A 26021-nucleotide genomic window follows, 5' to 3' on the forward strand; every position below is an offset into this window, starting at 1 on the left:
ATGGGTGCCTATCCGGTCAACCGTGTCGTGAGCTACGCCGGCCAGGCGGTCGGCTACGCCGCGTTCTGCGTCGCGCTCGCCTACTTCGCCGTCCGCCCGGAATGGCATCCGATCCCTCCGGACACCGCGCTCGTGAAGGTGTCGCTGCAGCACGCCGGACAGCGCAAGGAGGCCTGCCGCGAGCGCACACCCGAGGAACTCGCGAAGCTCGCGCCCAACATGCGCGCCGCCAGCGTCTGCCCGCGCGAGCGCGTCCCGGTCGCCGTCGAGATCGCGCTCGACGGCCGCACGATCGTCTCCGAGGTCCTGCCGCCTTCCGGGCTCGCGCGGGACGGCAGTTCGACGTTCTACCGCCGGGTCGCGGTGCCCGCGGGCGAGCATCGCGTCGTCGCGAAACTGGGCGACTCGCCGGAGCCGGGATTCGGGCACGTGAAGGAAGCCACGGTCACGCTCGCGCCCGGAGCGATCCTGCTGCTCGATTTCGACGCGAAGTCCGGCGGCTGGCTGTTCCGTTCCTGAGTCGCGGCGGGGGCGCGGGACCGGCCCGGGCAATCTTTGGCGCACGTCAATGACGCGCGCGCGCGGTCCCCGTAGAGTGGATTCATGCGGTCGCCCGCTTCCGACGAGCCATCCGACGCCGGCGGCGCCGCGCGCGGCGGAGTGCGATCGGTCGCCCGCGCCGCGTTCGACCGCATCGAAGTCGCGTTCGACGCCGCGTTTCCTCCGCGCGCGAATCCCTGGCGCACGCTCGGCGGGCTCGCCTGGATCCTCTTCTGGATCGCCACGGTCAGCGGCATCTACGTCTACGTCCTGTTCGACACCCGCGCCGACGGCGCCTGGGCCTCGGTCGAGCGGATGTCGGCGAACGCGTGGCCGGGATCCGCGCTCGCGCGGAGCCTGCACCGCTACGCGTCGGACGCGTTCATCCTCGTCACGATGCTCCACCTCGCGCGCGAATGGGCGCACGGACGCTACGCGCACGTCCATCGCTACGCCTGGATCACCGGGGTGGCGCTCGTCGCGTTCGTCTACGGATCGGGCCTGGTCGGATTCTGGCTCGTCTGGGACCGGCTCGCGCAATACTCGATCGTCGCGACGACCGAGTGGCTCGACGTGCTGCCGATCTTCGCCGAGCCGCTCGCGGGCAATTTCGACGCCAACGCGCGGATCGACGACCGGCTGTTCTCGCTCCTGATCTTCCTGCACATCGGCATCCCGCTCGCCACGCTCGCGCTCATGTGGGCGCACGTGCAGCGCCTGAAGCGCCCCGCGACGCAGCCCGCGAGAACGGTCGCGTGGGGCACGCTCGCCGCGCTCGTGCTCGTCTCGCTCGCCGTGCCGGTGACGAGTCACGCGCCCGCCGATCTCGCGACGGTTCCGGAAACCCTCGCCCTCGACTGGTTCTACCTGGCGCCGCACGCGCTGCAGGACGCGTCCTCGCCGCAGGCGCTGTGGGCGGTGGTCGCGGCCGCGGCGGCGCTGCTGCTGTCGCTGCCCTGGCGCTCGCGCGCGGCGCGCGCACCGCGGCCCGAAGCCGCGGTCGTCGCGCTCGAGTTCTGCAACGGCTGCCGCCGCTGCGTCGCCGACTGCCCGTACGACGCGATCGAGATGGTGCCGCGCTCCGACGGCCGGGCGCATCCGTTCGAGGCGCGCGTCGCCGCCGACCGCTGCGCCGGCTGCGGCATCTGCGCCGGCGCGTGTCCGTCGTCGGTGCCGTTCCGCTCGGTCGCGGACCTCGTGTCCGGCATCGACATGCCGCAGAAGCCGATCGGCGCGATGCGCGAGACGCTCGAACGCGAACTCGCGCGCATCGCCGCCTCCCGGCGGGAGGGCGCGGCGCGCTCGCCGCGCGTGGTGGTCGTCGGCTGCGAGGAGGCGATCGACGTCCGCTCGTTGCGCGACCGCGACACCGCCGCGCTCCCGCTCCTGTGCACCGCGCAACTCCCGCCGTCGTTCGTCGACTACGCGCTGCGCAGCGGCGCGGACGGCGTGCTCGTCACCGGATGTCGCGAAGGCGACTGCGTCTGGCGGCTGGGCCAGGACTGGGTCGGCGAGCGTTTCGCCGGCGACCGCGCGCCGAAGCTGCGCGCGGTCGTGCCGCGCGAGCGCGTGCGCATCGCCTGGGCCGGTCCACCGGACCGCGCGGCGCTCGACGCCGCGCTCGCCTCGTTCCGCCGCGACCTGGCCGCGTTGCCCGATGCGGAACACCGGTCGGTGGTCGCGCCCAAACGCGAGCCGTCTAGAATGGCGGCCTCGCCATGACCGCCGCCACCGCGCCCGACCGCGGCCGCGCGACCGCCGTGCGCTCCGACGCCGTCCCCGACTCCGGCCGCTACACGATCGACGTCCCGCACGACGCACGCGCGGCGCTCGCGACCGGATGGTTCGCGCTCGGGGTGGGCGCGCTCGCCGCGTCGGGCCTCCTCGCCGTCTTCCTCGCCCTCGCGCGCACGCCGGGTGTCGGCCGCTTCCTGCCTGCGGGCGATTTCTTCCGCACCGTGCTGGTCGCGCACGTCGACCTCTCGGTGCTCGTCTGGTTCGTCGCGTTCGCCGGCACGATCTGGAGCCTCAACAGCACCACGCGCGGGATCGTCGCCGGCCGCATCGCGCTCTCGCTGGGCGCGATCGGCGCCATGCTGATCGCCGTCGCGCCGTTCCTCGATCCCGCCGCCCCGATCATGGCGAACTACATCCCGGTGATCGACGGCCCGGTGTTCCTCGCCGGACTCGCGACCTTCGGAGCCGGCGCGACGCTGCTGGTGCTGCGGGGACTGTCGGCCTCGCCGCTCGTGGGCGTGCGCCTCGACGGGTCCGGCGCGCTCCGCTTCGGCATCAATGCGTCGCTCGTCGCGGGCGCGGTGGCGATCCTCGCGTTCGCGTGGTCGATCGCCGCGGTGCCGCCCTCGCTCGAACCGCGCGCGTGGTACGAACTCGCGTTCTGGGGCGGCGGCCACGTGCTGCAGTTCGCGTGGACGCTCCTGCTGCTCGTCGCCTGGCTCGTGCTCGCGGATGCCGCCGATGTCCGCGTGCCGATCTCGCCGCGCGTCGTCGCGCTCCTGTTCGGGATCCAGCTCGTCGCGGTCTTCGCGACGACGATCGTCTACCTCGCCTGGGACGTCACGTCGGTCGAGCATCACCGGATGCAGACCTGGCTGATGCGGATCGGCGGCACGCTCGCGATTCCGGTGGTCGCCGCCGCGATCGCGGTGGGTCTCGCGCGGCGCCTTCGTGCCGCCCCGATGGCCGCGGAGGCGAGGCCGCTCGTCGCCGCGCTCGTCGTGTCGATGGTCCTGTTCGGCGCCGGCGGCGTCATCGGCTTCCTGATCCGCGGCAGCGACGTCCGCATCCCGGCGCACTACCACGGCGCGATCGTCGGCGTCACGATCGCGATGATGGGGCTCGCGTACTGGCTGCTGCCGCGGCTCGGCGCCGCGCCGCCGCGTCCGCGGCTCGCGGTGTGGCAATCGGTGCTCTACGGCGCCGGGCAGCTGATGCACGTCACCGGGCTCCTCTGGTCGGGCGGCTACGGCGTGCAGCGCAAGGTCGCAGGCGGCGAACAGGTGCTGCGCTCGGCCGGCGAGATCGCCGGGATGGGGCTCATGGGCGCGGGCGGACTCGTCGCGGTCGCGGGCGGCGTGCTGTTCATCGTCGTCGTCGCGCTCGCGGTGCGCGACCGGAAGCGCCCCGCGTGAACGGCGTCGTCCTCGCGCGGCGGCTCGCGATCGGCGCGGCCGGCGCGGTGTTCATGGTGATCGTCGCGAGCGCGTGGCTGCGGCATTCGCTCGCCGGCCTCATGTGCGCCGACTGGCCTGCATGCTATGGCGTCGTCGATCCGCCGCAGGCGATCCCCGGGGCGTTCTTCGCGCGGCTCGTCCACCGCTTCGCGGCGTCCGCCGCGCTCATCATGGCCGCGCTCATCCCGTTCCTGGCGCTGCGTGCGCGGAGCGGGTTCGACGCCGAGCGGAGGCTGGCGTGGCTCGCGCTCGCGATCGCGCTCGGCCTCGCCGCACTGGGCATCGCGACGCCCGGCGCGCGCGTGCCGGCGATCGCGCTCGGCAATCTCGTCGGCGGCTTCGCGCTCCTCGCGACGCTCGTCGTACTCGCGGTGCGGATCGCCGGCATCCGGTCGTCCGGGAGCACGACGCTCGCGCTCATCGCGCTCCTCGTCGTCTTCGCACAAGTCGCGACCGGCGGCATGATCGGCGCGCAGTACGCGCTCACCTCCTGTCCGGCGGCGTTCGATTGCCCGGGCGCCGATCTCGCCTCGGTCGCGGGGTCGGGCGCGCTCGATCCGCTGCGGCGGATCGAGGTGGTCGCGGGACGCGTCCGCCCGCCCGACGGCGCCGCGGCGCTCGTGGTGCTCCATCGCCTGCTCGCGATCGCCGCGCTCGCGACTTCGTTCGCGGCCGCGTGGTCGTTGCGCAGGCAGCGCGCGCTCGCCGGCGCGACGGTCCTGACGGCGCTCGGCGCGGCCGTGTCGGGGGCGGCGGCGGCCTTCGCGCAGCCCTCGCTCCCCGCCACGCTCGCGCACAACGCGTTCGCCGCGTTCCTCGTCGCCGCGCTCGCCGCGGCCGTGTTCCGCCGCCGTTCCGGTTGACCGGCCGCGGCCCTCGCGTGTAGCGTGCGCCGCATGCTACACCCCGCCCCCGACGAGGAACGATGATGGCCGCACGCAAGCCCGAGGACGTCCACGCATTGTTCGGCCGGCACTTCGCCGCCGGTGACATGGACGCGCTTCTGTCGCTCTACGAGCCCACGGCGATTCTCGTCCCGCAGCCGGGCAAGGTCGCGCGCGGGCCTTCGGCGATCCGCGAGTCGCTCTCGGCGTTCCTCGCGATGAAGGGCACGTTCCGCTTCGAGTCGATCCGGACGCTGCAGGCCGACGACATCGCGGTCGTCTTCGCGCGCTGGACGCTCGACGCGAAGGCGCCCGACGGCAGCCCGATCCACCTCGCGGGCGAAACCTCCGACGTCATCCGCCGCCAGCCGGATGGCTGCTGGCTCCTCGCGATCGACAGCCCCTTCGGTTCGGCCGGCGCTCCCTGAGCGACGTCGCGGCCGGGCTCGCGCCGCCACCCACGCCTCGAGCTGCCGGGCGCGAATCCGGCATCGGGGAGCTACGCGCGCACGGTGGTGTCCGGTACCCGAAGGCGCAATTGCGCGAGGAGCGCCGCGTCGATGCGCGCGCCGCGCGGTGCCGCGGCGACGAGCGCGGTGTCGGCGCAGCCGGTCGGACGGAACGGCTGCAGCACCCATTGCCGCACGAACAGCGCGGCGAGTTCATCGGCGAGTCGCAGCAGCGCATCGTCCGGCACGAGCGACGGATGCACGGTCGTGCGGATCTCGTGCGCGACGCCGGAATCGACGACGCGCCGCAGGCTCTCCGTCGCCGCGGCATCGCTGCCGGCGACGCCGGTGACCGCCGCGTATCCGCCCGAAGGCGCCTTCGCATCGAAGCCGATCCAGTCGACGAGCGGCAGGACCTCGGCCAGCCGGCGCGGGTACGCTCCGCCGGTGTGCAGCCCGATCGCGAATCCCCGATCGCGCACCTCGCCGATCGCGTCGTGCAGGCCAGCGTGCGCCGTCGGTTCGCCGCCCGAGAACACGACCGCATCGAGGAGGCCCCGTCGCCCGTCGAGCCAGCGCAGGATCGCGTCGAAGGCGATCTCGTGTTCGCCGCGCGAAGGCTGCAGGTGCGGGTTGTGGCAGTACCCGCAGCGCCACGGACATCCCTGCAGAAAGAGAACGGCCGAAAGCTTTCCAGGGAAATCGACCGCCGTGAACGGCACGAGCCCGCCGACCGGCAGCCGCGGCGAATCGCCGGCCGAAGAGCGTCGGCCTGAAGGCCGACCCACGAACGCACCGCCCGCGCGAGGCTCGGCCACCGCGTCGCGCGGGACCGGCGCCGCAACGGTCACAGGTGGCGCGTCGCGCACGACTCGCGGAAGAACCGCCGCTCCGCGTGCTCGCCCTTCTTGCCGATGTTGAACGACGCCACCGGTCGGTGGTAGCCCATCACGCGCGTCCACACCTCGCAGCGCTGCCGCTCGTCGTCGGTCAGCGTGATGCTCGCTTGCGCGATGCGGTGGAGTTCGGTCATGTCGTTCATCGTGTCCTCCTGTCGGGTCGCGCCGGCGTCGGCCGGCTTCCTGTCGTGCCGCGGGCGACCGCGGCCTGTGGTTCACGCGGCGAGCCGCCGCCGCTTCTCCTCGAGCCGCTCGTCGTCGCAGCTCGGGCAGAATTCGTGCTCGCCGGCGAGATAGCCGTGGGTCGGGCAGATCGAGAACGTCGGCGTCACGGTCAGGTACGGCAGCCGGAAGCGCTCGAGCGCCCGGCGCACCAGCGCCTTGCACGCGGCGGCCGACGAGATCCGCTCGTTCATGTACAGGTGCAGCACGGTGCCGCCGGTGTACTTGCGCTGCAGTTCGTCCTGGCGCGCGAGCGCCTCGAACGGGTCGTCGGTGAAGCCGACCGGAAGCTGCGAGCTGTTCGTGTAGTAGGGCGTCGCCGGCGTGCCCGCCTGCAGGATGTCCGGCCAGCGCTTGCGGTCCTCCTTCGCGAACCGGTAGGTCGTCCCCTCGGCCGGCGTCGCCTCGAGGTTGTACATGTGGCCGGTCTCCTCCTGGAAGCCGCGGATGCGCTCGCGCAGGTGGTCGAGCAGGCGCAGCGCGAACGCGGTGCCCGCCTCGGTCGTGATGTCCTCGGCGTCGCGCGTGAAGTTGCGGATCATCTCGTTGATGCCGTTCACGCCGATGGTCGAGAAGTGGTTGCGCAGCGTCCCGAGCCAGCGCTTCGTGTACGGGAAGAGCCCCTGGTCGATCAGCCGCTGGATCAGCTTGCGCTTGACTTCCAGGCTGTCGCGCGCCCAGCCGAGCAACTCGTCGAGGCGGGCGTAGAGCGCCGCCTCGTCGCCGGCGTGGAGGTAGCCCAGGCGCGCGCAGTTGACGGTCACGACGCCGAGCGAACCGGTCTGCTCCGCGCTGCCGAAGAGCCCGTTGCCGCGCTTCAGGAGCTCGGTCAGGTCGAGCTGCAGCCGGCAGCACATCGAGCGGATCATGTTCGGCTTCAGCTCGGAGTTCAGGAAGTTCTGGAAGTACGGCAGCCCGTACTTGGCGGTCATCGCGAACAGCAGTTCGGCGTTCGGGTGGTCCCAGTCGAAGTCCGGCGTGACGTTGTAGGTCGGGATCGGGAAGGTGAACACGCGCCCCTTCGCGTCGCCCTCGGTCATCACCTCGATGTAGGCGCGGTTGATCATGTCCATCTCGGCCTGGAGGTCGCCGTAGGTGAACGGCATCTCGCGGCCGGCGATCACCGGCACCTGCTCGCGCAGGTCGTCGGGACAGGTCCAGTCGAAGGTCAGGTTGGTGAACGGCGTCTGCGTGCCCCAGCGCGACGGCACGTTCAGGTTGTAGATCAACTCCTGGATGCACTGCTTGACTTCGTCGTAGGCCATCGCGTCGGCGCGGATGTAGGGCGCCATGTAGGTGTCGAACGAGCTGAACGCCTGCGCGCCGGCCCACTCGTTCTGCAGCGTGCCGAGGAAGTTCACGATCTGCCCGACCGCGCTCGACATGTGCTTCGGGGGGCCCGCCTCGACCTTGCCCGGCACGCCGTTCAGCCCCTCGAACAGGAGCCGGCGCAGCGACCAGCCGGCGCAGTAGCCGGCGAGCATGTCGAGGTCGTGGATGTGGACGTCGCCCTCGCGGTGCGCGCGTCCGATCTCCGGCGAGTAGACGTGCGAGAGCCAGTAGTTCGCGACGACCTTCCCCGACACGTTGAGGATCAGCCCGCCGAGCGAGTAGCCCTGGTTGGCGTTCGCGTTGACGCGCCAGTCGCGCTGCTCGAGGTACTCGTCGATCGACGCCGCGACGTCGACGATCGTGCGCTTGTCCTCGCGCAGGCGCGCGTGGCGCTCGCGGTGGACGATGTAGGCGCGAGCGGTCTCGAACCAGCCTTCGGCGACGAGCGTCCGTTCGACGGCGTCCTGGATCGTCTCGATGCCGGGCGTGCCGCCGGCATCGTGCGCCGTGACGGCCCGAACGACGAGCGTGGTCAGCCGGGCCGCCTCGTCGGCGCGAAACTGCCCGGTCGCGGCGCCCGCGCGCTCGATCGCCGAGGCGATCTTCGAGGCGTCGAACGCCACGCGGCGCCCGTCGCGCTTGACGATGGCCTGCGGTGACGCGGCCGCTGCGGCCCCGGTCGGTGCGCTCATCCTGCTTCCCCCTTGCCGGCGTCCGGCGGCGACAATCCCCGCCGGACCACCATCCCTTGTGGTCCGGGTCGAGCCTAGCCCCACGATGTTGGGGCGGCAACCGGGCCTCGGCGCCAACCCCCGAATTCTTGATCCGGGTCAAGACTGCGCGGGACCGGACCATCATGGTTCTCGTTCGGCGCGGATCCGGCGGAAGTCCGGGTCCGATAGAATCGGCCGATGCATCGCGCTACCGCCACCCGACTCTTCCCCCGCCTCGCGTTCGCCGCGCTGGCTTTCGCGTTCGCGCAGCCTGCACTGGCCCAGGTCGCGGTCCACGACCCCTGGGTCCGGGGCACCGTCCCGGCGCAGAAGTCGACCGGCGCGTTCATGCGGCTCGAGGCGTCCACCGACGCAGCGCTCGTCGGCGCGTCGTCGCCCGCCGCGGCCGTCGTCGAACTCCACGAGATGAAGCACGAGGGCGGAGTGATGCGCATGTCCGCCGTGAAGCGCCTCGACCTTCCCGCCGGCCGGAGCGTCGTGCTGGAACCGGGGGGCTACCACGTGATGCTGATGGGACTGAAGGCGCAGGCGCGCGAAGGCGACAGGATCCCGGTCACGCTCACGTTCGAGGACAAGGCCGGCAAGCGCTTCACGATCGACGTGCAGGCGCCGGTGCGCGCGCTCACCGCCGGCGCGCCGCCGGCGAAGCACTGATCGCATCAAAGGGGTCAGACTCGATTGTTCGACCCCCGCGATCGCTCCGATCAATTGCGATCGATCGAGTCTGACCCCTTTGCCCTTTTCCGCAAGAACCGCACGTCGCCGGCCGCACCGACGCAGCAGGATCGATGAGGCCGGAAACGATCGAGGCATCCCGCGGCCGATCCGTACCCGGCCGAAGCCGCTTCAGTCGACCGGGGACGCGAGGGGCTGTCCCTTCTCCACGACGTAGGTCGCGATGACCCGGGCGCCCTCCGGCCCGGCCTTGGCGTCGTGCACCGTACGCGCCGGAATGACGTAGGAGTCGCCCGCCTCGAGGAGCCTCGGCGGCTGGCCGTCGATCAGCATTTCTGCGCTGCCCTCGATCACGTAGCCCGACTCCACCCCCGGATGGACGTGGCGGCCGATCGACACGTTGGGGGCGATCACCGCCATGCCGATCACCGTCTCGTAGGCGGTGCCCGGGACGTCGAAGCGCTGCAGCGGGATCCGCTGTGTCAAAGGGGTCAGACTCGATTGTTCGACCTCGCGCGATCGCTCGGATCAATCGAGTCTGACCCCTTTACTCCTCGACGACAGCGTCCCCGCCGGCTACGAATCGATCTGGGTCGCCATGGACATCGAAAGAGACTGCAGCGACGAGGATTTGGCGGAACTCATCGCGTTCGCCCAACGGCACTCGCCGGTGTGCAACACGATCTGCCGCCCCGTGCCCGTGACGGTCGAGCGCGTCGTTGCCCGGCGAGGGCAGGCCGAGGCGTGCGCGGCATGACCCGCCTCCCCGATCCGGCGAGTCCCGCAGGTCGGCGAGGCTTGCCATGTGCCGATCATCGAATTGCGTGGATCCTCACTCCACTTGTCCTATCATGACCCGCGCGTTGCGTTTGTCCGCGCGCCGGCCGGCGCGAACGCGGCGTGGCGCCGCACATGAGCGCGGTTCTTCCCCGGCAGAGGAGGCCATCGTGGGTGCAGCAGGCAGGTTGACCATCCGCAATCTCGCCGTGCGCGCCGTGGACGTGCCGATGCGGCGGCCGCTGCAGACGAGCAACGGCTCCGTCCGCACCGCGCCGCTCGCGCTGATCGACCTGCACACCGACGAAGGCATCACGGGACGGACCTACCTGTTCTGCTACACGCCGCTCGTGCTGAAGCCGGTGTGCGACCTGCTCGCCAACCTTGGGCCGGTGCTCGCCGGGTGTTCCGCGGCGCCGCTCGAGATCAGCCGGCTGCTCGGCGCGCGATTCCGCCTGCTGGGCACGACCGGCGTCGTCGGCATGGCGCTCGCCGGCATCGACATGGCGGCGTGGGACGCGCTCGCGAAGGCCGGGCAACAGCCGCTGGCGCGCGCGCTCGGCGCCGATCCGGTGCCCGTTCCGGCCTACAACAGTTGCGGCCTGGGACTCATCGGCGCCGACGCCGCGCCCGCCGAGGCCGAGGCACTGGCCGGCGCGGGGTTCGCGGCGATCAAGGTGCGCCTTGGGTACCCCGACCTCGCCACTGATCTCGCGGTCGTTCGCGCCGTCCGGTCCGCGATCGGTGGCGGAGTTCGCCTGATGTCGGACTACAACCAGGCGTTGTCGGTCGCCGAGGCCGAACTTCGCGTGCGCGCGCTCGCGGACGAGGGACTCGAATGGATCGAGGAACCGTGCCTCGCGCACGACTACCGCGGCTACGCCCGGGTCCGCGCGCGATCGACCTGTCCGATCCAGATGGGCGAGAACTGGTGGGGGCCGGGCGAGATGGCGGCGAGCCTCGACGCCGGTGCCTCGGATCTCGGCATGCCCGACGCGATGAAGATCGGCGGCGTCAGCGGCTGGATGCAGGCGGCGTCGCTCGCGGACGCCGCGGGCATGCCGATCTCGACGCATTTGTTCCCGGAGGTCAGCGTGCACCTGATGGCCGCGACGCCGACCCGGCACTGGCTGGAGTTCGTCGACTGGGCGTCGCCGATCCTCGCGGAGCCGCTGGAGATCCGCGACGGCATGGCCCGCGCGCGCGAGATCGCGGGGACGGGCATCGAGTGGAACGAAGCCGCCGTCAGAGGGTTGCTCGCGCACTGACGGCCGGTCGCTTCCCCGCGCGCGAGCGACGTCAGCGCGCGGTGGAGCCCGGCGGCTTCGCCTTGTCGGGGAAGAACATCCGGTTCGCGCGCTCCGGGAACATCCGGAACCACACGGTCGCGCCGCAGTAGACGATCACGATCAGCGCGCCGCCGAACCGCTCGCCGAGGAAGCTCGCGACGCCGAGGAACACGACGCCCAGCACGACGACCCAGCGCGCGACGAGGAACTGGAACTCGCGCTTCAGCACCGCGTCGTCGTCGCTGCGCTCGCCCAGCATGCGGTGCATCGAGACCAGCGACCAGGCCGATCCGGCGGCCTGCGCCGCGAGCGCGCCCTGGAAGCCGCGGTCGAGCCACGGCTTCGAGAGCGCCCACGCACCCTCGCCCAGCATCAGCACCATCGGGCCGACGAGGATCGCCGTGAGGAGCGTGCCCAGGAAGAGCGCGGCGAAGCCGAGCTTGGCGACGCGCACGACGCCGCGATCCGGCGAGTTGGCCTCGGTGATGTGCTCCATCACCAGCCACACCAGCGCGAAGGTCGCGAGCGCGGTGTCGACCGCGTAGAGCGCGACCAGCGAGGGCGGCGACCAGCCGAGGAACAGCATCCCGGCGATCGGCGCCACGTTCGCCGCGATGAGTGGCAGCAGGTCGACGCGCTCGGGCTTCGTCGGAGCAACCACCGCGGGTTCGGTCATCGCCGGCAGTTCCGTCGAAGCATCGGCGCGACGATACGCCGGCTCGGCCGCGGGGTCGATACCCGGTCCGACCGCGTTCGGGTCATTCCGGTGGATGAACTGCATTGCCGCCGATGTCCGCTGGATCGCGACCAGGCGGCGCAACCCCGAAGGTCGCCAGCCTCAGGCAGCCTCCGGACCGTCTCGCGATCGGAGCCAGCCCTCAGGTACGCCGCTGGCGAAACCGGTTGCAATCCTCGCCGCCGCCGGGACAATCCAGTCCACCCCTCCTCCCGCGCCGCTTCGATGACTCCTGCCGTCGTCCTCGGTGTCGTCCTGCTCGCGATCTACTGGGCGTGGATCGCGCTCTTCTTCGCCCGCGTGCGGCCCTGGCTGATGGCGCGCCTCGGCAGCCGGCTGGGCGTGCGCGTGCGCGAATCGTTGAACCCGCTCGACGCCGGCACCTGGGGCGCGTCCGGCCGCGGCGCGTCGCTGCCGAAGTCCGGCATCGTGATGGCCGCGGACCTCGCGATCCTGCTCGTCGGCGTGGTGGGCGTCGCCGCGCTGCTCTTCATCCCGGCGTTCCTCGTGGCCGACAGCGGCGCGCTGCTGCCCCTCGAGGCGCGACTCACCGGGCGCGGTGTGGAACTGCGCGTGTCAGGCACGGCCGAGATGACCTCGGCGCATCCGGTGGCGCCGTTGCCGGTCGAGGTCGCGAACAGTGGTGTCGAACCGCTGCGCGACTGCTACGCGATGGTCGACGGGTATTCGGCGCAGAACGGCTACCTGCACGGCCGCTCCGCACGCTTCGATCTCGCGGTCGGCGGGCGGATTCGCGTGCCGCTCGCGCTGGAGGCGATGCGGCCGTCAGCGGGTTCGTACGACTTCCGGCTCAAGCTCGAATGCGCGAACGAACGGCTCGCGACGGCGGGGGCAACGCTTCGCGTGCGCTGACGCGATTCCGTGGGTCGGCCTTCAGGCCGACACCGCATCCCGTAGGTCGGCCTTCAGGCCGACGCCTTTCGCTGCCATGCGCACGAACTCCGTCGGGCTGAAGCCCGACCCACCCCTCCCCGTGGGTCGGCCTTCAGGCCGACGCCTTGCCTTCAAACCGAGCCCTTCGCTACTTGCGCAACGCGTCGATGCCTTCCGCGACGCCGGAGAGCGTCAGCGGGAACATCCGCGGCCCGAGCGTCTTCAGCACGATCTGCGTCGAGCGCGTGTACTCCCACGCGCGCGGCGGCTCCGGATTGAGCCAGATGCGGTGCCGGAAGTGCTCGAACAGGCGCGTGAGCCACGCGAGTCCCGGCTCGTCGTTGTCGTACTCGACGCTGCCGTGCGTCTCGAGGAGTTCGTAGGGACTCATCGCCGCGTCGCCGACGATGACGACGCGCCAGTCGGGGCCGTAGGTGCGGATCAACTCCAGCGTCGAGGTGCGCTCGCTGCGGCGGCGCTGGTTGTCGCGCCACACGTGGTCGTAGATGCAGTTGTGGAAGTAGAAGTGCTCGAGGTGGCGGAACTCGCTCTTCGCCGCCGAGAAGAGCTGCTCGCAGGCCTCGACGTGCGGATCCATCGACCCGCCGACGTCGAGGAACAGCAGCACCTTCACCCGGTTGCGCCGCTCGGGCTGGAGCTTCAAGTCGAGCCAGCCGGCGTTGCGCGCGGTGCCCTCGATCGTGCCGTCGAGGTCGAGCTCCTCCGGCACGCCCTCGCGCGCGAACTTGCGCAGGCGCCGCAGCGCGACCTTGAGGTTGCGCGTGTTGAGCTCGACGTCGCCGTCGAGGTTCGCGAACTCGCGCGCGTCCCACACCTTGACCGCGCGGCGCGAGCCGCCCTCCGACTGCCCGATGCGGATGCCTTCCGGGTGGTAGCCGTAGGCGCCGAACGGGCTCGTGCCGCCGGTGCCGATCCACTTGCTGCCGCCGGCGTGACGCTTGCGCTGCTCGGCGAGCCGCTCCTTGAAGCGCTCCATCAGCTTGTCGAGGCCGCCCAGCGCCTCGACCATGCGCTTGTCCTCCTCGGAGAGCGTGCGCATGAACTCGCGCTTCAGCCACTCCTCGGGGATCTTCGCGCGGATGTCGAAGATCGCGTCCACGCCCTTGAAGTAGCTGCCGAACGCGAGGTCGAAGCGGTCGAAGTGCTGCTCGTCCTTCACCAGCGTCGCGCGCGCGAGCGTGTGGAAGTCGTCGATCGACAGCGAGACGACGCGCGCCTCGAGCGCCTCGAGCAGCGTCAGGAATTCCCGCGTGCTGACCGGCAGCCGGAACGACTTGAGGTGCAGGAAAAAGTCGACGAGCACGATGCGCATGGTGCGGAAGGGCGCGAGCGATTGTACGCCGGGGGGGCGTCAGAGGACGAGGCCGAGCGCCACCAGGGCCGGCGTCGAGAGGCACACGATCGCGTTGCGGCCCAGGGCCGGCGCGAGCGCCGCCGGATCGTCGGCGTGCTTCACGGCGTCACGCGTCACCAGGAGCGCGAGCGGAGAGGTGAGCAACCCCAGCAGGCACGGCAAGGGCAAAGCGTTCCAGACGACGGCGGCGGCGAGTATCGTCGCGTAGGCGAGCGCGTACAGCGCCGCGAGCACCCGCGCGGCGCGTGGCCGACCCCACGCGATCGGCGCGTGGCGCCGGCCGGCGATGCGGTCCGCCTCGACGTCGGGAAACTGGTTGAGCAGCAGCAGCGCGTCGACCAGGAAGAACGGTACGAGCGCGGCGACGCCGGCGATCGCGTCGTAGCGCTCCGCGGCCGCGATGTGCGTTCCGACGACGACGAGCGGCCCGAATCCCAGGCCGGGCGCGATCAGGCAGGCGACCGGGTGGCGCGTGAGCCAGGTCGTGTACGCGAGCACGAGCGCGACTCCCATGACGCCGAGCGGAACGAGTGCCCGCCCCCGCTCGGCCACCAGCCACAGGCCGCTCGAGACCGCCACGACGAGCGCGAGCACCGCGACCGCCAGCGCGATCGGCGCGGCCGAAGGATCGGCGGGAAGCGTGCCGCTCCCGCCCGAGTACGGCGTGCGCGCAGTGCGAAGGTCGAGCCCGCTGCGGAAGTCGAGGTACTCGTTCAGCGCGTTGACGCTGACATGTGCCGCGAGCGCGGCGATCAATGCCAGGGCGGCGTGGCGCCACGCGACCTCCCCGGTCGCCTGATGGGCGGTCGCGATGCCGAGCCCGACGCACACGACGGTGAGCGCGAGGAACGGCACGCGCATCGGACCGAACAGACGCCTGGTCGCGTTCATCGCGGCGCGCCGCCTGCGCCCGGGCCCCGGTTCAGCGCGGCTTGTCGAGCTGGAAGCTGAGGTGCCGCTTCACCGCCGGCCACTCGCCGTCGATGATCGAGAACACCACGGTGTCGCGCCTCGACCCGTCGGCGAGGAGCTGGTGGTTGCGCAGCACGCCGTCCTGCTTCGCGCCGAGCCGCGCGATCGCCTCGCGGCTCGCGAAGTTGAACCAGTGCGTGCGGAACTCGACCGCGATGCAGCCGAGCGTCTCGAACGCGTGCGTGAGCAGCATCAGCTTGCACTCGGTGTTCACCGCGGTGCGCTGGACGCGCTTCGCGTACCAGGTGTGCCCGATCTCGAGGCGGCGGTTCGCGGCGTCGACGTTGAAGTAGCGCGTGCACCCCGAGACGGCGCCGGACGCGTCGCGCACCACGAACGGCATCGCGCCCAGGCGCTCGCGCATGTCGAGCGCCGCCGCCACGTACTGCGTCATCCGGTCCGGCGCGGCGACGCCGGTGTACCAGAGCCGCCACAGCTCGCCGTCGGAGGCCGCCGCCGCGAGCGAATCGGCGTGCGTTGCCGCAAGCGGCTCGAGCGTCGCATGGCGCCCCTTCAACGTGACCGGCTCGATGAAACGCGCCATTCCTTCTCCCCGTGGGCCGGCGTTCAGGCCGGCATTGCCTCGTCCCGTCGGGCTGAAGCCCGACCCACCGCCCCATCCTGTGGGTCGGCCTTCAGGCCGACACTGCGTCGCGCCGTCGGGCTGAAGCCCGACCCACAACGGCCAATTGCGTCGGGCTGAAGCCCGACCCACAGCAGCGTCCTACCGCCCCGCCCGCGCCATGAACGCGACCCGCTCGAACAGGTGGACGTCCTGCTCGTTCTTGAGGAGTGCGCCGTGCAGCGGCGGGATGACCGCGCGGCGGTCGGCGCTGTGCAGCGCCTCGGGCGGGATGTCCTCGGCGAGCAGCAGCTTCAGCCAGTCGAGGAGCTCGGAGGTCGACGGCTTCTTCTTGAGCCCCGGCACCTCGCGCAGCCCGAAGAACACCTCCAGCGCCTCGGCGAGCAGCGCCTTCTTCAGCCCCGGGTAGTGGACGTCGACGATCTTCGTCATCGTCTCGCGGTCGGGGAAGCGGATGTAATGGAAGAAGCAGCGGCGCAGGAACGCGTCTGGCAGCTCCTTCTCGTTGTTCGACGTGATGACGACGAGCGGCCGGTGGCGCGCCTCGATCGTGCGGTGGAGTTCGTAGACGTAGAACTCCATCCGGTCCAACTCGCGCAGCAGGTCGTTGGGGAACTCGATGTCGGCCTTGTCGATCTCGTCGATCAGCACGACGGCGGGCGTCTCGCACTCGAACGCCTCCCACAGCACGCCCTTCTTCACGTAGTTCGCGATGTCGGCGACCTTCGACTCGCCCAACTGCGAATCGCGCAGCCGCGACACCGCGTCGTACTCGTAGAGCCCCTGCTGCGCCTTGGTGGTCGACTTGACGTGCCACTGGTAGAGCGGGCGCCCGAGACTGCGCGCCACCTCGATCGCGAGGAGCGTCTTGCCGGTGCCCGGCTCGCCCTTGACGAGGAGCGGGCGCTCGAGCGCGATCGCCGCGTTCACCGCGAGCTTCAAGTCGTCGGTGGCGACGTAGGAATCGGTGCCTTCGAAGCGCATGGCGGAAACGATCGCGGGGGAAACGCCGATGATACCGCGCCGTCGATCTCGCGCTTCAGCCGGCGACGGCCTGGAGGAGCCAGAGCGTCGCCATGCCGGCCGCGAGCGTCTTCAGCGTGCTGTGCGTGAAATACGCGACGACGGCTGCGAGGATCGCCGCGGGGATGCGCGGATTCATCCCCGCCAATGCACCGGCCGCCGAAGGTGTCAGCACCATCGGCAGCACCAGCGCGGTGAGCATCGCCGCCGGCACGTAGCGCAGGGCACGCGCGAGCAATGGCGGCATCTCGCGGTTCGCGAAGAACGCGATGAACGACAGGCGCGACAGGTAGTTGAGCGCGCCCACCGCGAGGATCACGATCCAGAGCGTCAGCGAGTCTTGCATCGTTCCGCCGAGAGGTCGACGAGCGTGCCCGCGACGATGCCGATCAGTCCCGCCGCGACCAGGTTGAGACGCATCGGGAGCCCGGCGAGCGCGAGCACCGCCGCACCGGCCACGGCCGCGGCGATGATCGACGGCACGCTGCGGAAGAGCGGCGCGACCAGCGCGATGAAGCACAACGGCACCGCGAAGTCGAGCGACCACGACGCGGGGATCGACGCTCCGGCGAAGTACCCGGTCATGTTGGTCACGATCCAGTTCAGGTAGATCGCGACGCCGCTGCCGAGGAAATGGAGCCCGCCGCCGCGCGGGTCGTCCTTCGCGTGGAACCGCCGGATCGCCGCCGCGAACGCCTGGTCGGTGAGCAGGAACGCGAGCCCGCGCTGCCACGATTTCGGCAACGGTCGCAGGTACGGCGCCATCGACGCGCTGTACATCAGGAAGCGCAGGCCCAGCACGAAGCAGGTGAGCACGATGATCGCGACCGGCGCGTTCGCCGCGTAGAGCTGCGCCGCGAGGATCTGCGCCGCGCCCGAGAAGATGACGAGCGCCATGCCCAGCGCGACGAGCCAGTCCGCGCCCGCCGACGCCGCGCCGACCCCGCACACGACGCCGAACGGGGCGAGCCCGACGCAGGCGGGCAGCATGTCGACGAAGCCCTCGCGGAAGTCCTTGGTGGCGACGAGGTGGCGCATGGGAAGAGAACGCGAGGATCGCGAGAGGGTGGAGCCGCACCCTCCGCGCGTCGGGAAGTCGAATGTTACGTGAGCCCCGCCTCGCGGCGGCCGTCGGCCGACCATCGACCGCCAGCCCGCCTTCGGCCACGTCTCGCACTCGCCGACGCCGAACGCGGACGCGATCGGCGAACGCCTGCTCGGCGTGCCGTTCCATCCCGGGCTCTCCGACGATGCGGTCGGTGAGATCGCCGCGGCGCTCGCAAGCGCCTTCGGCTGATATGCTGCGGGGCTTCGCATCCCGCGTGCCCGCGCCATGGCAACGAGCCCCGATTCCGGCCAGATCCGCTTCGAACTGAACGAGACGCGCGAGCGCGTCGTCCTGCAATTGCCCGGCGGCCCGATCACCCTGGGCGCCGCCGAGGTCGAGCGCCTCGCGCTGCAGTTGGGCGATCTTCGCGCGACGATGAACCCGGGGGTCGGCCCGAATCCGACCGAAGGTTCGTGCCCCGCGCTCGACACGCCGCTCTTCGCCGCGCAGATCACGCCCGACCAGACGCGCGTCGCGCTCGGCGTGCGCACGCCGACGTTCGGCTGGATCGCGCTCATGCTCGACCGCGGACAGGTCGAGGGGCTCGGCAAGTTCCTCTCCGACACCGCGCCGACGATGGCGCCGCGTCCCCACTGACGGAGGCCGCGATGGACCTGCCGCGCAACGCCTTCAAGCACGCGATCGCCGCCGGACGCACGATTTACGGCGCCTGGCTCATGAGCGGCGCGCCGTCGACCGCCGAGGCGCTCGGCTGCGCGGGCTTCGACTTCCTCGTCGTCGACATGGAACACGTGCCGGTCGACCCGCCGCAGATGATCGAACTGCTGCGCGCGGTCGCGGGGACGAACGCCTCGCCGGTCACGCGCGTGCCGTGGAACGACGCGGTGATGGCGAAGCGCGCGCTCGACGCCGGCGCGCAGACGCTCCTGTTCCCGTTCGTGCAGGACGCGCGCGAGGCCGCGCGCGCGGTCGAGGCCACCCGCTATCCGCCCGACGGCATCCGCGGCGCGGCGGGCGTGCACCGCGCGAGCCGCTACGGGACGGTGCCCGACTACTTCCGGGTCGCGGCGAGCGAGATCTGCGTCGCCGTGCAGGTCGAGACGCAAGCCGCCCTCGACCAAATCGAGGCGATCGCGCGGGTGCCGGGCGTCGACACGATCTTCGTCGGGCCGGCCGACCTGTCCGCCTCGATGGGACTGCTGGGCGACGCCGCGCACGCGGACGTGCAGGCGAAGCTCGCCCACGCCGCGCAGGTCTGCAAACGCCTGGGCAAGCCCGCCGGCATCATCGGCCCGAATCCCGACATGGTCGCGCGCTACGTCGGCTACGGCTACTCCTGGGTCGCGATCGGCTCGGACATGAGCATGATGATGGGCCGCGCGCAGGAGTGGCTCGGCCAGGCGCGCGGCACGCCGCACGCCTCCGCGCCCTCCGCGCAAGGGTCCTACTGACCGCCGGGGTGTCAGGCGCGTGTCTGACACCCGCGGTGAAGCGTTCGCACTCGCGGCGGGCGACGCGGTCGTCGAAATTGCGCCGGCCGTCGGCGGGTCGGTCGCGTCGTTCACGCTCGCCGGCGAGGCGATCTTCCGGCCGACGCCCTCCGACGCGCGCGCGTCGCTCGACGTGCGGCGCCACGCCTGCTATCCGCTCGTCCCCTACTCGAACCGCATCGCGCAGGCGAGGCTCGCGTTCGACGGGCGCGCGTTTCCACTCGCGCGGAACTTCGGCGATTCGCCGCATTCGATTCACGGCCTGGGCTGGCAGCGCGCGTGGACGGTCGTATCGCGCTCCCCGGGCGACGCGCTCCTCGCCTGCGAGCACGACGCGCGCGACACTGCCGCATGGCCGTGGCCGTTTCGTGCGACGCAGGCGTTCTCGCTCGCGGCCTCCGGCGGGCAGGCGTTCCTGACGCTCCGCCTCGCGATCGAGAACCGCGCGGCCGAACCGTTTCCGTTCGGGCTCGGCTGGCACCCGTTCTTCCCCAAGACGCCGGACACGACGATCGCCTTCGACGCGGCGCGGGTGTGGCGAACCGACGCGACGCTCATTCCGGTCGCGTGCGAGCCGGTCCCCGCGGTGTGGCGGTTCACGCCGCCGCGTCCGTTGGGCGATCTCGTGCTCGACCACGTGTTCGAGGGGGCCCGCGGCCCCGCCACGATCGCGTGGCCCGGACGCGGCCTGGAGGTGCAGATCGCGGCCGACAGCGCGCTCGACCGCCGCGTCGTCTACGTGCCGGAGGGCCGCGATTTCCTCGCGTTCGAGCCGGCGAGCCACATGACCGACGCGTTCAACCGCGCCGCGCGCGGCGAGGCGGCCACCGGCACGAGGATCCTGCCTCCCGGAAGCGCGTTCTCCTGTACGATGCGCATCCACGCGAGGTCCTCGCGGCCGCGCGAATCGACCCGATGACCGACACCCCGTTCCGCTGCGTGCTCGACCTCAAGGCGTCGCTGGGGGAGTCCCCGACCTGGTCGGCGGACGAGCAGGCGCTCTATTTCGTCGACATCCTCGCGCCCGCGCTCCTCCGCTTCGATCCCGCGGCCGGCGCGCTCACGTCGACGGCAATGCCGTCGTCGATCGGCTGCATCGGCCTGCGCGAGCGCGGCGGTTTCGTCGTGGCGTTGCGCGACGGCGTCTGGCTCGCCGACGCGCGCGGACAGCTCGAACGCAAGCTCGCCGACGCGCCGTACGATCCGGCGCACCACCGCTTCAACGACGGCCGCGTCGACCGGCAGGGCCGCTTCTGGGTGGGCTCGATGAACGAGAAGCGCGACGCGCCCTCCGCGGCGCTCTACCGGCTCGAGCGCGACGGTCGCCTCGCCCATGTGCTCGACGGCTTCACCGTGTCCAACGGCATCGCGTGGAGCCCCGACGGGCGCACGATGTACCACGCGGACACGCCCGCGCACATCGTGCGCGCGTACGACTTCGACCCGGCGACCGGAAGTCCGTCCGCCGTGCGCACGTTCGCGCGCTGGCAGGGCGACACCGACCGCCCCGACGGCGCGGCGGTCGACAGCGCGGGCAACTACTGGATCGCGTTCTTCCGCGGCGGCAAGGTGCTGCAGCTCTCGCCGCAGGGGAGCTTGCTCCGCGAGGTGCCGTTCCCGGCCGCCTGCCCGACGATGCCGTGCTTCGGCGGTCCCGACCTGAAGACGCTGTACGTGACGAGCGCGCGCAACGAGCGCCCCGCCGACGAACTCGCGCGCTTCCCGCATTCGGGCGGCCTCTTCGCGATGCGGGTCGACGTGCCCGGCCTGCCCGAACCGCGCTGCGCGCTCTGATGGCGATGATCGACCCCTCCGCATTCCTCGGACTCGACGCGCTCAACAGCCTCGGCGCGACGTCCACCGGCGCGTCGTTCGCGACCTCGACCGGCGACATCCTCGAGGTGTCGTGCTTCGGTCCGGGCGTGTTCCGCGTGCGTGCCGGCCCGAACACGAGGCCGGACTACGGCATCGTCAGCGGGCGCGCGAAGGCCTGCACGGTGGCGCAGCCGGCGCCCGATGCGTGGACCTTCGCCTCGGGCGAGGCGACGCTCGAACTCTCCGGTTCGCCGCTGCGGTTCCGCCTGATGTGGAAGGGTCGCGTGGTAGCCGAGTCGAGCACCGACCGGCACGTGCGCGGGTCGCCGCGGTTGCGGGCGTTCGGCCGCGTCCGCGGCGCGCCCGCGTGGATCGCCTCGATCGCGCTCGCCTCGGGCGAGGCCGTGTACGGACTGGGCGACAAGCCCGGACCGCTCGACAAGCGCGGCCAGCTCCTCCACTCCGACGTGCAGGACGCGCACGGCTTGCACGCCGGGCTCTCCTCGAAGGGCATCCCGTTCGCCTGGAGTCCGGGCACGGGCGCGGGCGCGTGGGGCGTGTTCGTCAACACGCCCTCGCGCGTGACCCACGGCGTCGGGCATCCGGATTGGTCGCACCGCAGCTACGCGCTCCTCGTCGCCGACGAAGCGCTCGATCTCTTCGTCTTCGCCGCGGCCGCGCCCTCCGACATCCTGGACGCGTTCACGCAGCTCACCGGCCGCTCGCCGGGCGTGCCGCGCTGGAGCCTCGGGTTGTGGATCTCGCGTGCGTCGTACAAGACGCCGGACGAGGCCGCCGCGGTTGCCGCGCGATATCGCGCGCGCAAGCTGCCCTGCGATGTCCTCACGCTCGACGCGAGCGCCGCCTGGCCGAAGGAGACCGGATTCTCGTTCCGCTTCGACCCGGAGCGCTTCCCCGATCCGCCCGCCGCGCTCGCGAAGATCAGGGCGCAGCACCTGCGCGTGGGCGTCAGCGAAGCGCCCTACGTGTCGGTGAATGACCCGCTGTTCGCCGAACTCGCGCAACGCCACTACCTGCTGACGACGCCGTACGGCGAGCCTTGCGTGATCCGTTCGGAGGCCGGCGTCGCCCCCGGCGCAACAGGCGACGCGCGCGCAACGCCCGCCGACAGCGGCATCGTCGACTTCACCAACCCCGCGGCGTTCGCGTGGTGGCGCGACCAGCATCGCTCGCTCTTCGCCTGCGGCGTCGACGTCATCGACAGCGCCGGCGGCGAGCACGTCCCCGACGACGCGCAGGCGTTCAACGGCGACTCGGGTGCGCGCCTGCACAACGTCTACCCGCAGCTCTACCACCAATGCGTGTTCGAGGCGACGACGCGCTACCAGCCGAAGGACGCCGCCCCGCCGTTCTCGTGGGGCCGCGCGGGCTGGTCGGCGAGCCACCGCTATCCGCTGAGCGCCGGCGCGGATGCGCAGAGCGACTGGGAGGGCCTCGCCGCGGCGATTCGGGGCGCGCTCTCGCTCGGCATGAGCGGCACGCCGTTCCACGGCATGGACGTCGGCGGCAGCCACGGCGCGGCATCGGATGCCGAACTCTTCCTGCGCTGGCTGCAGGCGGCGGTGTTCGGCTCGCACCTGCGCATTCACGGACCGGGCGAGCGGGAGCCGTGGACCTTCGGCACGGAGACCGAGGCGATCGCGCGCAAGTGGCTCGCGTTCCGCACCCGGCTCATCCCCTATCTCGAGCGCGCGGTCGTGCAGGCGACGCGCACCGGGTTGCCGGTGATGCGCGCGATGCCGCTCGCGTTCCCGGGCGTCGCGCTCACGCGCCACGCCGACACGCAGTTCCTGTGCGGCGAGTCGATCCTCGTCGCGCCGATCGTCGCGCCCGGCGGAGAAGTCGAGGTCGCGCTGCCGCCCGGCGCGTGGTACGACCTCAACACGCGCGTGCGCCACGCCGGACGGCAGGTGCTGCGCTACCGGGCCGGACTCGACCAGTTCCCGGCGTTCGGCCGCGAAGGCCACGCGCTGCCGCTCGGACGCGCCGTGCAGCACACCGGCGAGATCGACGCCGCGAATCCGCTGGAGCAGCTCTGGGTGTTCGGCACGTCGGCGAATTCGCTCGACGGGTTCACGCAGGCGCGCGTCGAGGCCGACGGCGAGGGCGGATTCACGCTGCGCACCGCGCCGGGGGTCGACGTCGTGACCTTCGGCGGCTGAGCGCCACGATCGCGTCATGGACGGCTGGCCCGCGATCGCGGTCACCTCGGGGGAGCCCGCGGGCATCGGCCCGGAACTCTGCGCGATGCTCGCGTTGCGCCATGCGCGCGCGCCGTTCGACGCGCGCATCGTCGTGCTCGGCGACCGCGACCTCCTGGAAGCGCGCGCCGCACGCGCGGGCCTCACGCCGCGCTACGCCGACTACACGGCATCGACCAGCGGCCCGCCGGGAGCGATCGAGGTGTGGCACCACCCGCTGGTCGCGCCGGTCACGCCGGGCCATCCCGATCCCTCGAACGCCACGGCGGTGGTGGAATCGCTGCGCGATGCCTGCGACGCCTGCGCCTCCGGCGCGTTCGACGCGCTCGTCACCGCACCGGTGCAGAAGAGCGCGATCCTCGACGCCGGCGTGCCGTTCACCGGTCACACCGAGTATTTCGCCGCGCGCACCGGGACGCGTCGCGTCGTGATGATGCTGAACGGCGGCGCCGTGGATGCCCCGCTGCGCGTCGCGCTCGTCACCACGCACCTGCCGCTCGCCCGCGTGCCAGAGGCCATCACGAGGACCGCCGTGCGCGAGACGATCTCGATCGTCGCATCCGCCCTCGCGCAACCATTCGGCATCGCCGCGCCGCGCATCGCGGTGTGCGGGCTCAATCCGCACGCCGGCGAAGGCGGTCATCTCGGCAACGAGGAGCATGAGGTCATCGCGCCGGCCATCGCCGAGGCGCGCGCCGAGGGCATCGACGTGCACGGACCGCTCCCCGCCGACACCGTGTTCGTGCCGGCGCACGCGAGAGGCTTCGACGCGATCGTCGCGATGTACCACGACCAGGGACTGCCCGCGCTCAAGGCCGCGAGCTTCGGGCGCGGCGTCAACGTGACGCTCGGCCTGCCGTTCCCGCGCACGTCGGTCGACCACGGCACCGCGCTCGACCTCGCCGCCGACGCGAAACGCGCCGCGGGCGCCGACCCCGGCAGCCTGTTCGAGGCGGTCGACCTCGCGATCGCGCTCGCCCGCGGCGCGGCGCGCTGACCGCCGCCGCGCGCGAACCGATGGCCCGAGCGAGCGGCCGCGTCGTCGAAGGCCACGTCGCGCGCAAACGGTTCGGCCAGAACTTCCTCGCCGACCCGCACTACGTCGCGCGCATCGCCGACGCGGTGGCGCCGCGCCGCGGCGAGACCGTCGTCGAGATCGGCCCGGGACTGGGCGCGCTCACCGGGGCGCTCATCGCGCGCGCGGGACGCATCGTCGCGATCGAGATCGACCGCGATCTCGCCGCGCGGTTGCGCGAGCGGCACGCGCCGGAGGCCCTGACGCTGATCGAAGGCGACGCGCTCGCCTTCGACTACGCCTCGCTCGGGCGCGACCTGCGCGTGGTCGGCAACCTGCCCTACAACATCAGTTCGCCGCTCCTGTTCCAACTCGCCGCGCACGCGGACCGGTTGCGCGACGTGACCGTGATGCTGCAGAAGGAAGTCGTCGCGCGGATGACGGCGGCGCCGGCGACCGCCGAATACGGCCGGCTCACGGTGATGCTGCACTCGGTCTTCGCGATCGAGAAGCTGTTCGTCGTGCCTCCCGGCGCGTTCCGGCCCGCGCCGAAGGTCGATTCCGCGGTCGCGCGCCTGGTGCCGCTCGGGGACCGGCGGCCGCGGATCGGCGATCCGCATCGCTTCGCGTCGATCGTGGCTGCCGCGTTCGCGCAGCGCCGCAAGACGCTGCGCAACGCCCTCGCGGCGTGGGTGCCGCCTTCCGGATTCGCCGCCGCGGGCATCGATCCGCAGAGGCGTGGCGAGACCCTGTCGGTCGACGAGTTCGTGCGCCTGGCCGGCGAGGCGCGCCCGCTCGACGGATGACGCGGCGAACCCCGTCGGGCTGAAGCCCGACCCACCACCCCCACGTAGGTCGGCCTTCAGGCCGACGCGGTTGCAGCGAAATGCACGTGTCGGGCTGAAGCCCGACCCACGACGATGGCGCGATCGGCTGCGGAGAGGCTCACTCCTTCCCGCCGCCCCAATCGCGATCCGGCCTGCGGGCCGGTGCGGCGATCCGCACGACCTTCCGGCGCGAGGTCTCGCCGCGGACGATCGCGACCTGCCTCTGCGCGACGCCGAACGCCTGCGCGAGGAACCGCACGAGTTCGTCGTTCGCGCGGCCTTCGATCGGCGGTGCCGCGAGCCGGACCTTGATCGCATCGCCGTGGACGCCCGCGACTTCGCTCCTGCGCGCGCCCGGTTGCACGTGAACGGTGAGCACGAGCGCGCCCGCCTCCTCGCGCAGCCACGCAGGCGCCATCGTCAGCGCATCAGCGTCGCCACCGCGTGCTCGAGCCAGCGGACCGGCAGCATCAGGATCAGGTTCAGGATGACGATGAGGATCAGCGGCGAGAGGTCGAGCGTGCCGCCGATCGGCGGGATCACGCGTCGCAGCGGCCGCAGGAACGGGAAGGTCATCGCGTTGAGGAGTCCCGACAGCGGGCCGTCGGGCGCGACCCAGGAGAGGAGCGCCTGGACGATGACGACGACGATCAGCACCCACACCACGGCCTTCATGAGTTCGATCGCCGCGGAGGCGAGCACGAACAGCGCTACCGATCCGTTCACCGACGCGAAGCCGCTGCCGAAGACGGCGAACATCGCGACGATCAGCGCGACCTGCGCCAGGTAGGCCGCGACCAGCGAGGCCCAGTCGCAGCCTCCCGCCCCCGGGATCACGCGGCGCAGCGGCTTCACCGCCCAGTCGGTGAGCGCGACGATCGCCTGCCCCGCGGGGTTGCGGAACGGCGCGCGCATGACCTGCATCAGAAAGCGCAGCAGGAAGCCGTAGATGAAGAGCCCGAAGAACACTTCGAGCACGAATCCGAGCGCCTGGCTGGCCATGTC

Annotated in this window: 28 protein-coding genes; 15 read left to right on the forward strand and 13 right to left on the reverse strand. The window is 71.8% G+C overall.

What is annotated here, in order from left to right; translation table 11 throughout:
- The 5 genes from HS109_10590 to HS109_10610 all read left to right on the forward strand — a co-directional run bounded on the left by HS109_10590 (position 1) and on the right by HS109_10610 (position 5046).
- Positions 1-519 carry a hypothetical protein gene (locus tag HS109_10590; GenBank protein MBE7522817.1) on the forward strand — a complete coding sequence of 173 codons (519 nt, stop codon included), beginning with the start codon at positions 1-3 and terminating at the stop codon, positions 517-519.
- An 84-nt stretch (positions 520-603) separates the two neighbouring features.
- The gene (locus HS109_10595; protein MBE7522818.1) at positions 604-2262 is read left to right on the forward strand and encodes a hydrogenase iron-sulfur subunit; all 1659 of its coding nucleotides are present in this window, start codon (positions 604-606) and stop codon (positions 2260-2262) included.
- Complete coding sequence (locus tag HS109_10600; GenBank protein ID MBE7522819.1) at positions 2259-3692, forward strand: cbb3-type cytochrome c oxidase subunit I; 1434 nt, start codon at positions 2259-2261, stop codon at positions 3690-3692. Before HS109_10595 ends, HS109_10600 begins: the two co-directional genes overlap by 4 nt.
- Complete coding sequence (locus tag HS109_10605; protein ID MBE7522820.1) at positions 3689-4597, forward strand: COX15/CtaA family protein; 909 nt, start codon at positions 3689-3691, stop codon at positions 4595-4597. The genes HS109_10600 and HS109_10605 overlap by 4 nt, the downstream gene beginning before the upstream one ends.
- Positions 4598-4662: 65 nt before the next feature.
- Positions 4663-5046: a DUF4440 domain-containing protein gene (locus HS109_10610; protein ID MBE7522821.1), complete on the forward strand. Its 384-nt coding sequence runs from the start codon at positions 4663-4665 to the stop codon at positions 5044-5046.
- A gap of 71 nt (positions 5047-5117) precedes the next feature.
- Here HS109_10610 and HS109_10615 read toward each other — a convergent pair whose 3' ends face one another.
- The 3 genes from HS109_10615 to HS109_10625 form a co-directional block, all read right to left on the reverse strand.
- Positions 5118-5807, reverse strand: a complete 690-nt coding sequence (locus tag HS109_10615; GenBank protein MBE7522822.1) for an anaerobic ribonucleoside-triphosphate reductase activating protein — start codon at positions 5805-5807, stop codon at positions 5118-5120.
- Between the two features lie 107 nt (positions 5808-5914).
- A complete protein-coding gene (locus HS109_10620) occupies positions 5915-6100 on the reverse strand; it encodes a hypothetical protein (GenBank protein MBE7522823.1) in 186 nt (61 codons plus the stop codon).
- A gap of 81 nt (positions 6101-6181) precedes the next feature.
- Positions 6182-8212: a ribonucleoside triphosphate reductase gene (locus HS109_10625; protein MBE7522824.1), complete on the reverse strand. Its 2031-nt coding sequence runs from the start codon at positions 8210-8212 to the stop codon at positions 6182-6184.
- Between the two features lie 219 nt (positions 8213-8431).
- On the opposite strand from HS109_10625, the gene HS109_10630 reads away from it, so the two are divergent.
- Positions 8432-8908, forward strand: coding sequence for a copper chaperone PCu(A)C (locus HS109_10630; GenBank protein ID MBE7522825.1), 477 nt, complete (start codon positions 8432-8434; stop codon positions 8906-8908).
- Between the two features lie 192 nt (positions 8909-9100).
- On the opposite strand, the gene HS109_10635 is transcribed toward HS109_10630, so the two are convergent.
- Positions 9101-9415, reverse strand: coding sequence for a cupin domain-containing protein (locus HS109_10635; GenBank protein MBE7522826.1), 315 nt, complete (start codon positions 9413-9415; stop codon positions 9101-9103).
- Between the two features lie 365 nt (positions 9416-9780).
- On the opposite strand from HS109_10635, the gene HS109_10640 reads away from it, so the two are divergent.
- On the forward strand, positions 9781-10974 hold the full coding sequence (locus tag HS109_10640) for a mandelate racemase (GenBank protein ID MBE7522827.1): 1194 nt from the start codon (positions 9781-9783) through the stop codon (positions 10972-10974).
- Positions 10975-11005: 31 nt separating this feature from the next.
- Here the strand turns inward: HS109_10640 and HS109_10645 are convergent, their stop codons facing one another.
- Positions 11006-11671 carry a hypothetical protein gene (locus HS109_10645; GenBank protein ID MBE7522828.1) on the reverse strand — a complete coding sequence of 222 codons (666 nt, stop codon included), beginning with the start codon at positions 11669-11671 and terminating at the stop codon, positions 11006-11008.
- Positions 11672-11956: 285 nt separating this feature from the next.
- On the opposite strand from HS109_10645, the gene HS109_10650 reads away from it, so the two are divergent.
- Positions 11957-12604, forward strand: coding sequence for a hypothetical protein (locus HS109_10650; protein MBE7522829.1), 648 nt, complete (start codon positions 11957-11959; stop codon positions 12602-12604).
- A 169-nt stretch (positions 12605-12773) separates the two neighbouring features.
- On the opposite strand, the gene HS109_10655 is transcribed toward HS109_10650, so the two are convergent.
- The 6 genes from HS109_10655 to HS109_10680 all read right to left on the reverse strand — a co-directional run bounded on the left by HS109_10655 (position 12774) and on the right by HS109_10680 (position 17616).
- Positions 12774-13949 carry a VWA domain-containing protein gene (locus HS109_10655; GenBank protein ID MBE7522830.1) on the reverse strand — a complete coding sequence of 392 codons (1176 nt, stop codon included), beginning with the start codon at positions 13947-13949 and terminating at the stop codon, positions 12774-12776.
- 48 nt (positions 13950-13997) lie between these two features.
- Complete coding sequence (locus HS109_10660) at positions 13998-14891, reverse strand: prenyltransferase (protein MBE7522831.1); 894 nt, start codon at positions 14889-14891, stop codon at positions 13998-14000.
- A 31-nt stretch (positions 14892-14922) separates the two neighbouring features.
- Positions 14923-15516 (reverse strand): GNAT family N-acetyltransferase, encoded by a 594-nt coding sequence (locus tag HS109_10665; protein MBE7522832.1) that lies wholly within the window; start codon positions 15514-15516, stop codon positions 14923-14925.
- 180 nt (positions 15517-15696) lie between these two features.
- On the reverse strand, positions 15697-16539 hold the full coding sequence (locus HS109_10670) for a MoxR family ATPase (GenBank protein ID MBE7522833.1): 843 nt from the start codon (positions 16537-16539) through the stop codon (positions 15697-15699).
- 55 nt (positions 16540-16594) lie between these two features.
- A complete protein-coding gene (locus HS109_10675) occupies positions 16595-16924 on the reverse strand; it encodes an AzlD domain-containing protein (GenBank protein MBE7522834.1) in 330 nt (109 codons plus the stop codon).
- Positions 16909-17616: an AzlC family ABC transporter permease gene (locus HS109_10680; GenBank protein ID MBE7522835.1), complete on the reverse strand. Its 708-nt coding sequence runs from the start codon at positions 17614-17616 to the stop codon at positions 16909-16911. The genes HS109_10675 and HS109_10680 overlap by 16 nt, the downstream gene beginning before the upstream one ends.
- Before the next feature lie 295 nt (positions 17617-17911).
- Here HS109_10680 and HS109_10685 point away from each other — a divergent pair, with 295 nt between their 5' ends.
- From HS109_10685 to rsmA, 7 genes are read left to right on the forward strand one after another with little or no spacing between them, the layout of a single operon-like run.
- Positions 17912-18283, forward strand: a complete 372-nt coding sequence (locus HS109_10685) for a hypothetical protein (GenBank protein MBE7522836.1) — start codon at positions 17912-17914, stop codon at positions 18281-18283.
- Between the two features lie 11 nt (positions 18284-18294).
- On the forward strand, positions 18295-19098 hold the full coding sequence (locus tag HS109_10690; GenBank protein ID MBE7522837.1) for an HpcH/HpaI aldolase/citrate lyase family protein: 804 nt from the start codon (positions 18295-18297) through the stop codon (positions 19096-19098).
- A gap of 19 nt (positions 19099-19117) precedes the next feature.
- Entirely contained in the window at positions 19118-20056 is a 939-nt protein-coding gene (locus HS109_10695) for an aldose 1-epimerase (GenBank protein MBE7522838.1), read from the forward strand.
- Positions 20053-20931 carry an SMP-30/gluconolactonase/LRE family protein gene (locus HS109_10700; protein ID MBE7522839.1) on the forward strand — a complete coding sequence of 293 codons (879 nt, stop codon included), beginning with the start codon at positions 20053-20055 and terminating at the stop codon, positions 20929-20931. Before HS109_10695 ends, HS109_10700 begins: the two co-directional genes overlap by 4 nt.
- Positions 20931-23135: a glycoside hydrolase family 31 protein gene (locus tag HS109_10705; GenBank protein ID MBE7522840.1), complete on the forward strand. Its 2205-nt coding sequence runs from the start codon at positions 20931-20933 to the stop codon at positions 23133-23135. The genes HS109_10700 and HS109_10705 overlap by 1 nt, the downstream gene beginning before the upstream one ends.
- 16 nt (positions 23136-23151) lie before the next feature.
- On the forward strand, positions 23152-24171 hold the full coding sequence (pdxA, locus tag HS109_10710) for a 4-hydroxythreonine-4-phosphate dehydrogenase PdxA (GenBank protein ID MBE7522841.1): 1020 nt from the start codon (positions 23152-23154) through the stop codon (positions 24169-24171).
- A gap of 20 nt (positions 24172-24191) precedes the next feature.
- Entirely contained in the window at positions 24192-24995 is an 804-nt protein-coding gene (gene rsmA, locus HS109_10715; protein MBE7522842.1) for a 16S rRNA (adenine(1518)-N(6)/adenine(1519)-N(6))-dimethyltransferase RsmA, read from the forward strand.
- A gap of 139 nt (positions 24996-25134) precedes the next feature.
- Here the strand turns inward: rsmA and HS109_10720 are convergent, their stop codons facing one another.
- Together HS109_10720 and HS109_10725 are read right to left on the reverse strand one after the other, a co-directional pair.
- On the reverse strand, positions 25135-25434 hold the full coding sequence (locus HS109_10720) for a YggU family protein (GenBank protein ID MBE7522843.1): 300 nt from the start codon (positions 25432-25434) through the stop codon (positions 25135-25137).
- 2 nt (positions 25435-25436) lie between these two features.
- Positions 25437-26018 (reverse strand): YggT family protein, encoded by a 582-nt coding sequence (locus HS109_10725; protein MBE7522844.1) that lies wholly within the window; start codon positions 26016-26018, stop codon positions 25437-25439.
- Positions 26019-26021 lie beyond the last annotated feature (3 nt).

The organism is Burkholderiales bacterium (assembly GCA_015075645.1).
Taxonomy (GTDB): domain Bacteria; phylum Pseudomonadota; class Gammaproteobacteria; order Burkholderiales; family Casimicrobiaceae; genus VBCG01.

Excerpts from the sequence above, each read along its gene's own strand:
- HS109_10595 (MBE7522818.1), top strand. The coding sequence starts at position 604 with ATGCGGTCGCCCGCTTCCGACGAGCCATCCGACGCCGGCGGCGCCGCG.
- HS109_10620 (MBE7522823.1), bottom strand. The coding sequence starts at position 6,100 with ATGACCGAACTCCACCGCATCGCGCAAGCGAGCATCACGCTGACCGAC.
- HS109_10665 (MBE7522832.1), bottom strand. The coding sequence starts at position 15,516 with ATGGCGCGTTTCATCGAGCCGGTCACGTTGAAGGGGCGCCATGCGACG.
- HS109_10700 (MBE7522839.1), top strand. The coding sequence starts at position 20,053 with ATGACCGACACCCCGTTCCGCTGCGTGCTCGACCTCAAGGCGTCGCTG.
- HS109_10725 (MBE7522844.1), bottom strand. The coding sequence starts at position 26,018 with ATGGCCAGCCAGGCGCTCGGATTCGTGCTCGAAGTGTTCTTCGGGCTC.
- HS109_10705 (MBE7522840.1), top strand. The coding sequence starts at position 20,931 with ATGGCGATGATCGACCCCTCCGCATTCCTCGGACTCGACGCGCTCAAC.
- HS109_10660 (MBE7522831.1), bottom strand. The coding sequence starts at position 14,891 with ATGAACGCGACCAGGCGTCTGTTCGGTCCGATGCGCGTGCCGTTCCTC.
- rsmA (MBE7522842.1), top strand. The coding sequence starts at position 24,192 with ATGGCCCGAGCGAGCGGCCGCGTCGTCGAAGGCCACGTCGCGCGCAAA.
- HS109_10690 (MBE7522837.1), top strand. The coding sequence starts at position 18,295 with ATGGACCTGCCGCGCAACGCCTTCAAGCACGCGATCGCCGCCGGACGC.
- HS109_10640 (MBE7522827.1), top strand. The coding sequence starts at position 9,781 with ATGACCCGCGCGTTGCGTTTGTCCGCGCGCCGGCCGGCGCGAACGCGG.
- HS109_10645 (MBE7522828.1), bottom strand. The coding sequence starts at position 11,671 with ATGACCGAACCCGCGGTGGTTGCTCCGACGAAGCCCGAGCGCGTCGAC.
- pdxA (MBE7522841.1), top strand. The coding sequence starts at position 23,152 with ATGGACGGCTGGCCCGCGATCGCGGTCACCTCGGGGGAGCCCGCGGGC.
- HS109_10625 (MBE7522824.1), bottom strand. The coding sequence starts at position 8,212 with ATGAGCGCACCGACCGGGGCCGCAGCGGCCGCGTCACCGCAGGCCATC.
- HS109_10650 (MBE7522829.1), top strand. The coding sequence starts at position 11,957 with ATGACTCCTGCCGTCGTCCTCGGTGTCGTCCTGCTCGCGATCTACTGG.
- HS109_10720 (MBE7522843.1), bottom strand. The coding sequence starts at position 25,434 with ATGGCGCCTGCGTGGCTGCGCGAGGAGGCGGGCGCGCTCGTGCTCACC.
- HS109_10685 (MBE7522836.1), top strand. The coding sequence starts at position 17,912 with ATGGCAACGAGCCCCGATTCCGGCCAGATCCGCTTCGAACTGAACGAG.
- HS109_10610 (MBE7522821.1), top strand. The coding sequence starts at position 4,663 with ATGGCCGCACGCAAGCCCGAGGACGTCCACGCATTGTTCGGCCGGCAC.
- HS109_10630 (MBE7522825.1), top strand. The coding sequence starts at position 8,432 with ATGCATCGCGCTACCGCCACCCGACTCTTCCCCCGCCTCGCGTTCGCC.
- HS109_10680 (MBE7522835.1), bottom strand. The coding sequence starts at position 17,616 with ATGCGCCACCTCGTCGCCACCAAGGACTTCCGCGAGGGCTTCGTCGAC.
- HS109_10670 (MBE7522833.1), bottom strand. The coding sequence starts at position 16,539 with ATGCGCTTCGAAGGCACCGATTCCTACGTCGCCACCGACGACTTGAAG.
- HS109_10675 (MBE7522834.1), bottom strand. The coding sequence starts at position 16,924 with ATGCAAGACTCGCTGACGCTCTGGATCGTGATCCTCGCGGTGGGCGCG.
- HS109_10600 (MBE7522819.1), top strand. The coding sequence starts at position 2,259 with ATGACCGCCGCCACCGCGCCCGACCGCGGCCGCGCGACCGCCGTGCGC.
- HS109_10590 (MBE7522817.1), top strand. The coding sequence starts at position 1 with ATGGGTGCCTATCCGGTCAACCGTGTCGTGAGCTACGCCGGCCAGGCG.